The 12,545-nt window shown below is 66.6% G+C and carries 12 protein-coding genes; 4 read left to right on the top strand and 8 right to left on the bottom strand.

Annotation, left to right across the window (positions count from 1 at the left end):
• Window positions 1–498: 498 nt before the first annotated feature.
• From DPQ64_RS03945 to DPQ64_RS03935, 3 genes are all read right to left on the bottom strand, one after another.
• A complete protein-coding gene (locus tag DPQ64_RS03945; protein ID WP_115863055.1) occupies window positions 499–672 on the bottom strand; it encodes a 50S ribosomal protein L37e in 174 nt (57 codons plus the stop codon).
• On the bottom strand, window positions 669–860 hold the full coding sequence (locus DPQ64_RS03940; protein WP_115863054.1) for an LSM domain-containing protein: 192 nt from the start codon (window positions 858–860) through the stop codon (window positions 669–671). Before DPQ64_RS03940 ends, DPQ64_RS03945 begins: the two co-directional genes overlap by 4 nt.
• Window positions 861–1,558: 698 nt before the next feature.
• The gene (locus DPQ64_RS03935; RefSeq protein ID WP_115863053.1) at window positions 1,559–4,234 is read right to left on the bottom strand and encodes an AAA domain-containing protein; all 2,676 of its coding nucleotides are present in this window, start codon (window positions 4,232–4,234) and stop codon (window positions 1,559–1,561) included.
• A gap of 114 nt (window positions 4,235–4,348) precedes the next feature.
• Between DPQ64_RS03935 and DPQ64_RS03930 the strand changes: the two genes are divergently transcribed.
• Complete coding sequence (locus tag DPQ64_RS03930) at window positions 4,349–5,305, top strand: zinc-dependent metalloprotease (protein ID WP_115863052.1); 957 nt, start codon at window positions 4,349–4,351, stop codon at window positions 5,303–5,305.
• 344 nt (window positions 5,306–5,649) lie between these two features.
• On the opposite strand, the gene DPQ64_RS03925 is transcribed toward DPQ64_RS03930, so the two are convergent.
• The 3 genes from DPQ64_RS03925 to DPQ64_RS03915 all read right to left on the bottom strand — a co-directional run bounded on the left by DPQ64_RS03925 (window position 5,650) and on the right by DPQ64_RS03915 (window position 6,978).
• Window positions 5,650–5,847, bottom strand: a complete 198-nt coding sequence (locus tag DPQ64_RS03925) for a hypothetical protein (protein ID WP_115863051.1) — start codon at window positions 5,845–5,847, stop codon at window positions 5,650–5,652.
• A 2-nt stretch (window positions 5,848–5,849) separates the two neighbouring features.
• On the bottom strand, window positions 5,850–6,260 hold the full coding sequence (locus tag DPQ64_RS03920) for a nuclear transport factor 2 family protein (RefSeq protein ID WP_115863050.1): 411 nt from the start codon (window positions 6,258–6,260) through the stop codon (window positions 5,850–5,852).
• A 166-nt stretch (window positions 6,261–6,426) separates the two neighbouring features.
• Entirely contained in the window at window positions 6,427–6,978 is a 552-nt protein-coding gene (locus tag DPQ64_RS03915; protein ID WP_115863049.1) for a hypothetical protein, read from the bottom strand.
• Between the two features lie 119 nt (window positions 6,979–7,097).
• Between DPQ64_RS03915 and DPQ64_RS03910 the strand changes: the two genes are divergently transcribed.
• Entirely contained in the window at window positions 7,098–7,751 is a 654-nt protein-coding gene (locus tag DPQ64_RS03910; RefSeq protein ID WP_157971577.1) for a PHP-associated domain-containing protein, read from the top strand.
• Between the two features lie 45 nt (window positions 7,752–7,796).
• Here DPQ64_RS03910 and DPQ64_RS03905 read toward each other — a convergent pair whose 3' ends face one another.
• Both DPQ64_RS03905 and DPQ64_RS03900 read right to left on the bottom strand, forming a co-directional pair.
• Window positions 7,797–8,330 (bottom strand): cob(I)yrinic acid a,c-diamide adenosyltransferase, encoded by a 534-nt coding sequence (locus DPQ64_RS03905; protein WP_115863047.1) that lies wholly within the window; start codon window positions 8,328–8,330, stop codon window positions 7,797–7,799.
• Between the two features lie 102 nt (window positions 8,331–8,432).
• Window positions 8,433–8,672 carry a glutaredoxin family protein gene (locus DPQ64_RS03900; RefSeq protein ID WP_115863046.1) on the bottom strand — a complete coding sequence of 80 codons (240 nt, stop codon included), beginning with the start codon at window positions 8,670–8,672 and terminating at the stop codon, window positions 8,433–8,435.
• 767 nt (window positions 8,673–9,439) lie between these two features.
• Here DPQ64_RS03900 and DPQ64_RS19110 point away from each other — a divergent pair.
• Together DPQ64_RS19110 and thrS are read left to right on the top strand one after the other, a co-directional pair.
• Complete coding sequence (locus DPQ64_RS19110) at window positions 9,440–9,607, top strand: DUF7838 family putative zinc beta-ribbon protein (protein ID WP_198661997.1); 168 nt, start codon at window positions 9,440–9,442, stop codon at window positions 9,605–9,607.
• An 831-nt stretch (window positions 9,608–10,438) separates the two neighbouring features.
• Window positions 10,439–12,367: a threonine--tRNA ligase gene (gene thrS / locus DPQ64_RS03895; RefSeq protein ID WP_115863045.1), complete on the top strand. Its 1,929-nt coding sequence runs from the start codon at window positions 10,439–10,441 to the stop codon at window positions 12,365–12,367.
• Window positions 12,368–12,545: the final 178 nt, after the last annotated feature.

Raw genomic sequence — 12,545 nt, 5'->3', positions numbered from 1 at the left:
CGCTATCGTGCTGATATCCCTCCCCGGTTTCCGACAGGATATCCACGAATGCGCATACGTTCGGTCGTCCCATCACGGCGTGCGCTGGCATCTATTTCCACCACAGCGTGTGCTGACCGGCCTGCTGCCACGGCGTGCGCTGACCCATTCTTCTGGCCCGGCGCGCGTTTGGGCGCGGCGCGTTCGCGCGCCGCGCCATAGCGTGCGAGGGACGAGTAGCGCAGGTCGGAGCGAAGCGGAGACCGAGCAACGCAGGAGGCTGGGGAGGTTCGAGGATGCGGTGCAGTCGCGGTGCTGTGCAGTTGCGGGTGCGGTCACGCCTAGGCTCAAGCGATAGCTAGCGACTTTCTGCATTCACTGTCGAAGTACACTCCCCACACAACACCTCGAACTCTCGTTCACGCCATCCCGTCATATTCCCAGAAAACACACTCTACGACAAACACACGTCTACGCGAAGGAGATCGGAGAGACCAAAGCGGCGACCAGTTTCAGTCGCTATTCGCCGGCCTTGCTCTGCCACTCGTAGTCGCGGCGCTTGCTGGATTTGCCGAAGCCGCAACTCGAACACTCGCCTTTCCGACTGTGGTACGATTTCTCGCCGCAGCGACGACACTTCACGTGAGTCGTCTTGTTCTTCTTGCCCTGGCTCGGGGTGCCTGCACCAGTCATGGATTGATCGAAACGAGGTTATCGCCGCGTATAATGGTTGTGTCTTCGCCGTCGACGTCCTCCAGCACGAGATTCATGTGCTGGTCGTAGCCGGTGAGCGTTCCCTCGTACTCCTCGCCGCCTTTCAACTGTACTGTGACCTCCTCGTCGAGCGAGGCCTCCAGCACGTCGAGCGGTCGTCCACTCATATCATTAAGCGGCACCCGTCGAACTCTTAAACGTACCGGAAACGGCTCTTCCCGGAATGTTTCGTTACTGGCACGATTGATGGAAAGTTCGTGCAAGACTCGCGTGGGAACGACGGTCGAACCGTGCCGCACCGCGACCACGCAGTACCGCGACCGCGCAACACCGTGACCGCACCGCGACCGGAGAAGTTTGGTCCACAAAGCGAGCTCGCTACTGCTTGCGCCTTGGCGTGACCGCAACCGCGACCGCACAGCACCGCGACCGCACCTCGTCCTCCCCAACCGCTTGCGCTTCTCGGCCACCGTCGGAGCAGCGCTCCGACGAGCTGTTGCGACTCGAAGATTCGCCACATCCCGAAAATCTTCGATTTTCGAGGACCTCGTTCGCTTCGCTCACGAGGACTCCGGCCTGCGATGGCTGCGGGCGACCCACGCGTCGCCCGCACAGCACGCGAGGCACACTGGGCCTCGCCATGCTCGTCCACCGGCAGACGGTCCTGCTCGCCCTGCGGGCTGGGCGGGCTGCGACTGCCGAGCCTGCGCTCGCTCCGCTCGCGCAGACCTCGCGCGTTTCGGCGCGGCACGGAGGCCGCGCCGTTAGAGCAAACTCTGACGAGCCGTGGCTCGATTCGCTGGCCAAGACGCCAGCACGCGCCGGAGCGGGAGGTCAAGACAGCGCACGCGCCACGTCCCGCACCTCACGTCGCCCAGTCGACCATCCGGGCGTAGAGGTCGTCGGTGCGCAGCGCCTCGCGGTCGCCGACGAGCACGAGCGACTTCTTCGCGCGGCTCAGCGCCACGTTCACCCGGCGGTAGTCCTCGAAGATCGGACTCTCGAGATCCTCGCTTGCGACGAACGACACCACGACGACCTCCTTGCTCGACCCCTGGAAGCGGTCGACCGTGTCCACGGTCACGCCGCTGGGCACCCGGCGGCCGATCTCGGCGACTTGCGCGCGGAACGGCGCGATGACGCCGACCTCGCTCGGGGCGACCCCCGCCGCGACGAACGACTCGACTACCTCGGCCACGCGGTCGGCCTCCGCGGGGTTGGTGTTGCCCTCGGCGCGACCGGCGGGGTCGACGAACGCGACGCCGCCACCGCCGCGCAGTTCGTCTGGCAGGTCGGCCGTCGTCACCTCCGGCAGATCAGCGAGGCGCTGGCCCGCGACCTTGCCGCTGGCGGGACGAAGCTCACCGTCGTAGAACTCCCGCGAGGAGAACGCCTGGATGCGCTGGCTCATCCGGTACTGGCGGTCGAGCATCACGCCTGCCTTCGGCGACTGCTCGATGAGGCGCTCGAACAGCGAGGTCGAGAGGTCGTTTTCTGTTCGGACCACCGGCGGCAACTGCTGGTGGTCTCCAACGAGGACGAACCGCTCGGCGAGGTTCACCGCCGCGAGCGCCTCGGGCTCGGTAAGCTGGGACGCCTCGTCGACCAGCGCCACGTCGAACGACTGCTCGCGCATCACGCGCGACCCGCAGGTCGCGGTCGTCGCGGCGACCACGCTGGCCTCGTTCAACTCCGCGGCGCGCTCGCCGGGGTCGCCGGCTTGTTCCAGCCGGAGGTCCTGCATATCCTCGCGCACGCCGCTCTCGGTCCCCACGCGAACGACGTCTTCGAATCCTTGCTCGCGCAGCGCTTCCAATGCGTTGTCCACCGCGCGGTTGGTGAACGCCGAAAGCAGCACGCGCTCGCCGTTTTCCACCAGCGCCCGGATGGTCCGCGCGATGGTGTACGTCTTGCCCGTGCCCGGCGGGCCGTGGACCAGCGCGAAGTCCTCGGCGTTCACCGCGAGGTTCACCGCCTCGTTCTGGGCCTCGTTGTTGTCGATGTAGGTTTCGTGGTCCTCGGCAAATTCGGGCTCGGCCTCGCCGAACAGCACGTCCTTCTGTCGCTGGTCGCCCTTGAGCAGGAAGTCGTGCAGCGCGGTCAGCATCCGGTCGGCCGAGAGTTCGGATGGATAGACGTCGAGTCGCCGCAGTTCGACGGGTTCGTCCGCGGTCACGACGACCTCGTCGTCGAGACGCTCCACGCGGGCCAACTCCGCGTGGCCGTCGACCGGGTCGCCGTCGCTGGCGAGCACCACGTCGCCCTCCCGTATCTTCGACACCGCCTCGCCCGCGCGCTCGGCGCGAAGCTCCCACCGGCCGCCGTCGAGCTGGCGGCGGTCGGTCGGTTCGAGGTCGACGAGCGCGCGGTCGGCGTCGGCGCGCTCGGCGGCGGTCTGCTCCCAGAGCTTGGCGTACTCCCGATGGGTCGCCCGGCGCTCCTCCTCGATGAGTCGGTAAGTGCGGTCGAAGTACTCGCGCTCGTGTTCCGGGATGGCCTCGCCGATCTGGCCCGCCTTCGACTCCTGATCGAGCCGGCCCGACACTACCATGCAGGTGTCCTGCTCGAAGCAGTACTCGCAGGTCGCGTCGGCCTCGTAGCCGGTCGGTACGTCCGAGTCGAACTCCATCGCGGCGATCTCGTTTCGCGTTCGCACGACAAAGTCGAGCAGACCGTCGCCGACCGAGAACTCCTTGGCGGGCGAGAGGTCGCCGTCCTCCGCCGACCGGTCGAGCGCACTGTTTTTGGTGTACAGCAGGGTTCCCGTGTCGACGGGGACGCCCTTCTCCTGCAGGAGGAGGGCGTAGCAGGCCGCCTGAATCTTGTCCTGGAATCGCGGGTCGCGCTTGAGATTCTTCCCGGTCTTGAGTTCGACCGGCATCCCGCGCCGGAGTGCGTCGGCCCGGCCCTTGATCCCGAACGTCTCGCTGATGAGCGTCTGCTCGCTCCGCCAGTTATCTTCTTCTGTCAGGGCTCCCTGCGCAAGCCACCCTTCGATGGCGCTCGCGTTCTGGCGGACCTCCTCGGCGACCTCCTCGGCCTCTCTGCCGAGCAGGCCCAACTCCAGTCCGGCCTCCGCGACGCGCTCCTCGACGCTGTCGTCGAGATCCCGCCCCCGAAGCAGATCCCCGAAGACCTCGTGGACGATGGTCCCCTTGACCACGGGGTAGGCCAGCGGGATCCCCGAGAGCTTGTTGAGGTAGTACATCCGCGGGCACTGGACCCACGAGCGCACGTCGGTTACGTCCACGAGGAAGGAGGGCTCGACCACGACGTAGGAGTCCCCGCCGGTGGCGTAGGTGGTCTCCCCGCGGTACTCGTCGGTCTCCACGTCGGTCACGAGCAGTTCCATCTCCGGTTCGAGGAGGTCGGCGCTCTCGGTCCACTTGCCCCACAGCGTGACCTGCTGGTGGGCCGTCTTGCCGGCGGGTTCGCCGGGGCCGCCCTCGCGGACGGTGACCTCGGCGAGTTCGCGCTCGCCGTACTGCGTGCTGACGGTTCGCTCCTCGCCCACCTCGACGACCGTGCCCCGAACGTTCACGAACGAGTCGTAGCGCGCGCCGGTAGAAAAAGCCCGTCGGTCCGCGAGCCCTCGGCGTCGCCATTCAAAGCCATCCAGCAGAAGGATTTTGACCGTTCGCCCCCAACTGAACCCGTGAGTCTCTATCGCAGCGTGCGGGCCATCGCCGACTCGTCCGGCGACGGCCCCATCGACTGGCAGGCGGTCGCCGAGGCCGCGAAGGCGTCGACCGACCCCGGCGAACTCGACCTCTCGGCCGCCGAGCAAGCGGGGTACGCCGCCGACGTGCGCGACGCTCGCGAGCGCGTCCGCGAGGTCTCCGGGCGGGGGTTCGACGTGCCCGACACCATCGAGGTGCAGAACCGCCACCACTGGATCGACGCCAACGTCGCCACCTTCCGGCGGGTGATGAAGCCCGTCGAGCAGCACGGCCCCGCGGTGATGCCCGGCGTCGCCCGGACCATCAACACCGGCACGATGTCGGTGATGCTGTCGGTGCTCGCGAAGAACGTTCTCGGACAGTACGACCCGCTGCTGCTCGCGGAGGGCGACGAGCAGCACGCCCTCTATTTCGTCCGGCCGAACATCGACCGCATCGCGCGCGAACTCGACGTGAGCTACGACCGGTTCCGGCGCTGGATCGCGTTCCACGAGGTGACCCACGCCGCGGAGTTCGGCGCGGCACCGTGGCTCTCGGAACACCTCGAATCCCGGATGGAGGAGGGTATCGAGGCCCTCGCCTCGGGTCACCTCGACCGCGAGGCGTTCCGCGAACTCGACGCCGCGATGACCGCGGTCGAGGGGTACGCCGAACTCCTGATGGACGGCGCGTTCGACGACGAGTATTCGGACCTCCGCCGGAAGATGGAGGAGCGACGACAGGGCGGCGACCCGCTCTCGCGGCTGGTCCGCCGGCTGCTCGGCCTCGGGCTCAAGCGCCGCCAGTACGAGCGCGGCAAGGCCTTTTTCGACGCGGTCGCGGCCGAGCGCGGCATCGAGGGCGCGAGCGCGGTGTGGGACCGCCCGGAGAACCTGCCGACCGACGACGAGATCGACGACCCCGCGACGTGGCTCCGGCGCGTCGAGGCCTGACCTCGTTTCCGTTCCTCCCACAGAAGCACCCCAGAAGCGCGTTTCTCGGGCAGTAGCACTCCGGAGGTGCGTTCCGCCCGCGAGGAAGGCAGTGTTCAGATAAGAGCGCCCAGTCTCAGCTTCGCTTGGTGAATCAACCACCATCTCTGGTGGACTGAAAGGGCGAGGTCGCTCGACGAACCCCGGCGACGCAAGCACTACAGCGACTGCAAAGGAGCGAAGCGCGCAGCGAGTCGCGGGAGTCGAGCGACCGAGGGCTTACGAGAACATCTCTCCAGTTCTACTGGCTTATCACAACACTACCCGAGGAACGTCAACGTCCTAGGCGATTCGGACCGGATAGCTCACGCGATTCGGACCAGATAGGCGAGCAGCGCCGCCCCGACGACGAGCCCGCCGAGCACGGCCGCCAGAATCTGGAGAGCAGAGCCGCCGCCCGACAGCGTGATGAGCCCGGCCGACGCGCCCACCAGTGCGACGATGCCGACTTTCAGCCGCGTCATCGCTTCCGTCCGGTCCTCGTCGCTGGTTCGCCCGACCATCGTCAGAGCTGATGTGGCGCGCTGACGTGCATCGCTACGAAGCGCCAGTTCGGGTCGTCTTCGTCGTCTTCTGAACCTGATTCACTCTCGTCAGTACCGCGTTCGAGGACGCCGCTCCACCGCGTGTCGAACGACCGGCGGACGCCCTCGGCGTCGAGCCACGAGAGCGCCACGTCGTCGGAGAACCACGCCACCGGGTCGCGGACGACGACCTGCAAGCGCCGGCTGTCGACCCGCCAGTCGTCGGTGGTCCGAGTCTGCTCGCGCAGGCCGTCGGCGACCGCCCCGTAGCCGGAGAGGCGCTCGCTCACGCCGAACTTCACCACGTCCTCGCGCTCGACGAAGTAGGGGTCGAGGGGCTCGCCCGTCCGGAGCGCCCGGTAGTAGTCCTCGACGGTTTCGGTCGGGCTCACGATTCGCCCTCGACGATTTCGATCGAGTTCATGCAGAATCGGTTGCCCCGAACCCGCTTAAGCCTACTCGGTTCGGCTCGCAAGACGGGGTTCCGCTCGCAGACCGAGTTCTGCTCGCGCGCCGGGGACGCGACCGCGAGCGGTCGCATCCCCGGCGCGCGAGCCATCACTGGAACGCCCGGCCCACGTCGTCCTCGTCGACCAGTTCGTCGAGTTCGGCGTTCAGGAGTTCTTCGGCCTCCTCGAAGCGGTCCGAAAGCTCGTCGGCCTCGTCCGGCCGGTCGTACCGGTCGAACTCCATCGGGCCGAACGCGGGGCTGTCGAGCGCCCCCATCAGGTCGTCGAAGAAGTCGTCGGGCGTGGTCGGCGCGTCGGCGTGGGCCTTCACGACCTCCTCGACGTGGCGGGCCGTCTCCTCGGCGGCGTCCTCGTCCTCGGGCGGTTGCTGGACCGCGAACCGGCCGTCGGTGTCCTGTGCGGGGAGGAACGAGCCGATCTCGTCGTCGAGCTTGCGCGCGACCTGCGTGCCGACGCCCCGTACCTCGTAGGGGTTCTTGGCGTACGTCTTGAGCATGTACACCCCGCCGCGCGGGTGGCCGACGTAGAGGTCCTCGCCGACGCCACCCGAGCGCTTGCCGCCGACCGCGCGCCAGCCCTCCGGGTCGACGTCCTGCTCGACCACGTCCTCGACGATGTCGTCCCACTCGCGTATCCGCATGCTTACACGTAACAAGCGACCGGGAGGGAATGAACGTGTCGGTCTCGGCGGGAGTCCCGCCAGCGCACGCTCGGAACACCGGCAAGAACGCTTTTCGGTCCGTCTACCGACCGCGTGCCATGGAGCGCAGAACGTTTCTCGGCCTGTCCGGCGATGCACTACTCGGGAGCACGTTGCTTCGGTCTCGGCAGAACCAGGAGTCGACGCCCGACGACGAGTGGCGTCTCGCGAAGGTCGACCTCCACTCTCACCTTCGCCACGGCGGGGGGCAACCGATGGCAGATCGATACGCCGAACTGGGGTTCGACGCGCTGGTCGGGACGGACCACCACTCCGAGATCGGGGTCGACGGCGACGTGGACGACGAAACGGTCGGGGACGACTCGGACCTATCCTTTCCCGGGCCGATACTCGACGGCGTCGAACTCTCGAACGACCACCACGTCTGCGTCATCGAGTCTGAGAACGAGACGGTGAAACAGATCAACCACCCGATGCGGTACGACGACACCGCCGAGGACATCAACGAACTCGCGTTGGAGATCGGAGCCGACCTCGTCGAGGTAACCGACCACGGCCGCAAGCTCGACGAGTACCCGACCGTCGCCGAGGCGGTCGAAGAGCTAAAACCGACGCCGACGATAACGTCCGACGCGCACGCGGTCGACGAGGTCGGGGTAGGCAACGTCGTAATCGAGGTGCCGGATTTGACGGGTGACGACATCCTTCGCTCTCTGAAGGACGGCCGGTACTCCCTCAGCAGGGACTGGTGACTGGACCAGACTCCGGAGCAGTCGTCTGGGCCGCCGGGGCTCCACTCAGTACGTCGGCGACTCCTCGGGCACGCCGTCGCGCTGGTTGACCACGCGGCCGAAGACGAACAGCGCGTCCGAGAGCCGGTTGAGGTACGTCACCGCCTCGTCGTTGATCTCCTCCTCGGCTTCGAGCGCGACCGCGCGGCGCTCGGCGCGGCGACAGACCGTCCGGGCGTGGTGGAGGCTCGCGCCCGCCTCGCTCCCGCCGGGCAGGATGAACGACTGGAGCGGGTCGAGTTCCTCGTCGAAGCCGTCCATCCACGCCTCCAACTGCTCGACGTGGTCCTCGCGGATGACGGGGTCGTCCTCGTCAGGCTCCGGATTTGCGAAGTCCGCCTGCACGACGTGAAGGTGGTTCTGGACCTCGCCGAGGCGGTCGTCCACGTCGTCGTGGCCGGTCGGACGCGCCCGACCGAGCAGCGCGTTGAGCTCGTCCACGGTGCCGTACGCCTCGATTCGCGGGCTGGCCTTCGACACGCGGGACATGTCCCGGAGGTCGGTCTGGCCCTCGTCACCTCGTCCGGTGTAGATCTTCATACCTCCGAGTACCCACCGACCGCACTTAGTTCCGGCCCCGAATGCCGCTCCCTCGGGGAAGTTCTACGTTTCAATCGAAAAAGCCGCCGCGACCGCCCCAACTCAGGCCAGCGAGTGCTCGACGTACTCCACGATGTTGTCGCTCTCGGCCATCGTCACGCCCCGGTCCTCGTCGACGAGGACCGGCACCGCGCGCTGGCCGCTGACGCGCTTGACCTCGTCGCGCGTGGAGTGAAGCCCCTCGACCCACTCGGTCTCGTACTCGACGCCGTGATCGTCGAGCGCCTCTTCGACCTTCTCGCAGTACGGACAGCCGTCGAGCGAGTACAGCACGATGGACATATGCGGTACGTGGTGCCGGTGGACAATGAAGGTGATGTCTGCGGTGAAACGGTTCTACTTCGGCGGTCGATTCGCGAAACCCGGACGAGCAGCGCTGCAACGGTCGGTTTCGACGAGAGATGCATTCCCCCGGTAAGGAAACTTGATATAGCTATATTTGGTTTACTGCTTCGGACCCCACGAGATCCGCTCCAAATTCGCCAAGAGCGCATTCGGTCCTGAACCGTTCGCTTCGAGACCCAAGACGGGCGAAAACGGAGGTTCGGCGGAAAGGCAAGCGACTCCTCCGCAGATCTCGTTCGATGGTCCCGGGTTTCCGGAAGTGGCGGCACCGCGGACTGGCTAGTAAGAGGGGCCAGCCAACTGCTTGCAGGACGGCGGTCATCCAGGTTTCGCCAGCGGACTGCTTTCCGGACGATCTCGGGGTTCCCGGTACCCCGGTCGCGGTCGTTCTGAGGTCGAACTGCGGGAATCACCGCTGGCTAGGCCCTGCCGACGGGACCCGGCCGGGTTTCGGCGTCGTCGCGTGACCGCAACCGTGTCCTCCCGGGTAGTACCCTTGGGGTCCAGTCGTGAGGGGCGCACGAACGAGGTTCGATTATCGGAACAGTCGAGATAGACCGTTCAAGCGAGTCCAGGCTCCGGAACTTCCGAGAGGGATGGACTCGGCCAGCAGTTGAAACGTGAGAGGGTGGATTCGACGACGACCACCGACGGACCGGACAAAAACCAGTATCCTCAAATGTCGTCCGCCACGATTTTCGAACATGAGCCAGGAACTCGACCACGACTGCCCGGCGTGTGGCACCGAGCGGACGTTCTACTGCACCGCGAGCACGAACCTCCACCTCGGCCAGAAGACGAAGTGGAGCTGTCCAGAGTGTGACTACCGGCTCGTTCGGATAAACGGCGCCATCGACTCCGCGGAAGCCTGACTCCGGCGACGCCATCAGGGACTGGCCATTCAGCCACCCGTTCTACTCGTTCCCTATCGTTACCTGCGCGACCGATTGAGGGCCCCGGTTTTCAGGGTTCGACTCCCCGAAGAGCCGGGCGCTCTGTCGTACTCGGTTGGGGCCGAAAGCTGACCGATAGCGGAACGTCACATCGGGAGCTGACTCGGATTTCCAGCGGTTCCGCAGCCGAAGACGAAACCCGCCGCGCTACTCCGACCGAAGGCCGTCCCGGCGCATCACCCAGACGAAATCCCCTGCTCGCGGTCGGCCCGCAATCGCCAGCTCGACGCGGACGACGGATCGTGGCCGAGCAGTCGGCGGGGCCGCCGCGAACCGCGGCGGCCCCGCCGACCGCATCCTGACCCTGTCTGCACCCGGCTCCAGCAGCATCCCGACTGGACTACAACCGGTTCCGACAACCACGACCAGTTCCTCGCTCTAGCCCCTCTTTCCCCCGTTTCGCCCGGAGTTGATGATGAGTAGCCGGTTCTCGACGGATGATTCCCCGGCGCAGGCGGTACGGATAAATCACATTTCGATATATCAAATTCGGGCAACCGCGGCGGAGACTAGAGCTTCGCAGACCCGGTAGAGAAATCCTCTACCTCCCGGAAACAGGAATCTCTCCGGGGATGAAGCTGGTGGGGCCTCGCCTCGCGGACGGCGACCAGCCCACGGGACGAGTGGCGAGACTCGTCCGCCAACGACCACCGGCCGGTCCGTCTCGTCTCGCAGCGAGAGCCACGGAGCAGGCCGGTCGCCAGTCGCCGGTAGAAAGGGTTATGGATGCACCGGCACCCAAGACGAAACATGAGTTCGATTACGGTCACGCTTCCCGACGGCTCCGAACTGGAGCTTGACGAGGGGGCGACGGTCGAAGACGCCGCCCACGAGATCGGCCCCGGTCTCGGACGCGACACCGTCGCGGGTGTCGTGGACGGCGACCTCGTCGACGCGGCGAGCGAACTGCCGGACGGCGCACGACTGGAGATCGTCACGCCCTCTAGCGACGAGTACCTCGACGTGCTCCGCCACTCGGCGGCCCACGTGTTCGCACAGGCGCTCCAGCGACTCCACCCAGAGGCCCGACTTACCATCGGCCCGTGGACCGACGACGGCTTCTACTACGACGTGTACGGCGTCGACCTCGACGAGGAGGATCTGGCGGCCATCGAGGAAGAGGCCTACGACGTCATCGAGGAGGACCTCGCCATCGAGCGCTTCGAGCGCTCTCGGGAGGAGGCGTTCGAGGCGTACGAGGACAACCCGTTCAAGCGCGAGATCTTAGACGAGGAGGCCGCCGACGAGGAGACGGTGTCGTTCTACCAGCAGGGCGAGTTCGAGGACCTCTGCAAGGGACCCCACGTCGAGTCGACCGGCGAGATCGGCGGGTTCGCGCTGCTCTCGATCTCCGGCGCGTACTGGCGCGGCGACGAGGACAACGAGATGCTCACGCGGGTCTACGGCACCGCCTTCGAGAGCGAGGCGGACCTGGAGGAGTTCCTCGAGCGCCGCGAGGAGGCCGAGGAGCGCGACCACCGCAAGATCGGCCGCGAAATGGACCTGTTCTCCATCCCGGACCACTCGCCGGGATCGGCCCACTACCACCCGAACGGGATGACCATCCGGCGCGAGCTAGAGGACTACATCCGGACGAAGAACGACGAACTGGGCTACGACGAGGTGTGGACGCCCGAACTCAACAAGGCCGAACTCTGGAAGCCCACCGGCCACTACGACACGTTCAAGGAAGCGGGCGAGATGTTCGCGTGGGAGCAAGACGACACCGAGTACGGCCTGAAGCCGATGAACTGCGCGAACCACGCCCACATCTACGACGACCACCAGTTCTCCTACCGGGACCTGCCGGTGCGGTACTCGGAGTTCGGCACGGTGTACCGCAACGAGCAGTCGGGCGAACTCTCCGGGCTTCTGCGGGTCCGCGGACTGACCCAGGACGACGGCCACGCGTTCATCCGGCCCGACCAGATCAACGAGGAGATCGTCGGGACACTGGGCGTCATCGACGACATCTACGGCCACTTCGACCTCGACGTGCGCTACAAGCTGGAGACGAAGGGCGACGACGCGGTCGGCAGCGACGAGATCTGGGAGCAGGCGACGGGAGCGCTGAAGGACGCTCTCGCATCCGAGGGACTCGACTACGACGTAGAGGTCGGCGAGGCGGCGTTCTACGGCCCGAAGATCGGCATCAACGCGGTCGACGCCATCGGCCGGGAGTGGACCATCGGCACGGTGCAGGTCGACTTCAACATCCCCGAGCGGCTCGACCTGACCTACGTCGGCGAGGACAACGAGGAGCACCGCCCGGTGATGGTCCACCGCGCGCTGCTGGGCTCGTTCGAGCGCTTCATGGGCGTGATGATCGAGCACTTCAAGGGCCGGTTCCCGACGTGGCTCGCGCCCGAGCAGGTCCGCATCCTGCCCGTGAGCGACGACAACCTCGGCTACGCCAAGCAGCTCCAGAACCGCTACCTCGGCGACTTCCGCGTCGAGATCGAGGACCGCTCGTGGACCGTCGGCAAGAAGATCCAGCAGGCCCACGACGACAACGTGCCGTACATGCTCATCGTCGGCGACAACGAGGAGGAGGCCGGCACCGTCTCGGTGCGCGACCGACAGGAACGCGAGCGCGACGACGTTGGCGTCGAGGCGTTCGCCGACCACCTCGAATCCGAGATCGAGTCGAAGGCGACCCAGCCGACGTTCCTCGAATAGCGACCGGTCGGGCGTCTCGACCACCACGATTATCAGTTCACCGTCGGTATCCCGGCGGTGTGTCGCCCGCGCCGCTGAGGCCCGTGCGGTCCACTGACAGCCCGGACGGGTGCTCGCGGTCGCGGGGGGGGGGGGGGGGGGGGGGGGGCGGCCGCGCGCGGGGGCGAGCGGGGGGGGG

Source organism: Halorussus litoreus (genome assembly GCF_003382685.1).
Classification (GTDB): domain Archaea; phylum Halobacteriota; class Halobacteria; order Halobacteriales; family Haladaptataceae; genus Halorussus; species Halorussus litoreus.
The sequence above is the reverse complement of the archived record's forward strand: the minus strand, read 5'-3'. Positions and strand labels throughout refer to the sequence as shown.

Excerpts from the sequence above, each read along its gene's own strand:
- DPQ64_RS03945 (WP_115863055.1), bottom strand. The coding sequence starts at position 672 with ATGACTGGTGCAGGCACCCCGAGCCAGGGCAAGAAGAACAAGACGACT.
- DPQ64_RS03940 (WP_115863054.1), bottom strand. The coding sequence starts at position 860 with ATGAGTGGACGACCGCTCGACGTGCTGGAGGCCTCGCTCGACGAGGAG.
- DPQ64_RS03925 (WP_115863051.1), bottom strand. The coding sequence starts at position 5,847 with ATGGTCGGGCGAACCAGCGACGAGGACCGGACGGAAGCGATGACGCGG.
- DPQ64_RS03915 (WP_115863049.1), bottom strand. The coding sequence starts at position 6,978 with ATGCGGATACGCGAGTGGGACGACATCGTCGAGGACGTGGTCGAGCAG.
- DPQ64_RS03910 (WP_157971577.1), top strand. The coding sequence starts at position 7,098 with ATGGAGCGCAGAACGTTTCTCGGCCTGTCCGGCGATGCACTACTCGGG.
- DPQ64_RS03905 (WP_115863047.1), bottom strand. The coding sequence starts at position 8,330 with ATGAAGATCTACACCGGACGAGGTGACGAGGGCCAGACCGACCTCCGG.
- DPQ64_RS03900 (WP_115863046.1), bottom strand. The coding sequence starts at position 8,672 with ATGTCCATCGTGCTGTACTCGCTCGACGGCTGTCCGTACTGCGAGAAG.
- DPQ64_RS19110 (WP_198661997.1), top strand. The coding sequence starts at position 9,440 with ATGAGCCAGGAACTCGACCACGACTGCCCGGCGTGTGGCACCGAGCGG.
- thrS (WP_115863045.1), top strand. The coding sequence starts at position 10,439 with ATGAGTTCGATTACGGTCACGCTTCCCGACGGCTCCGAACTGGAGCTT.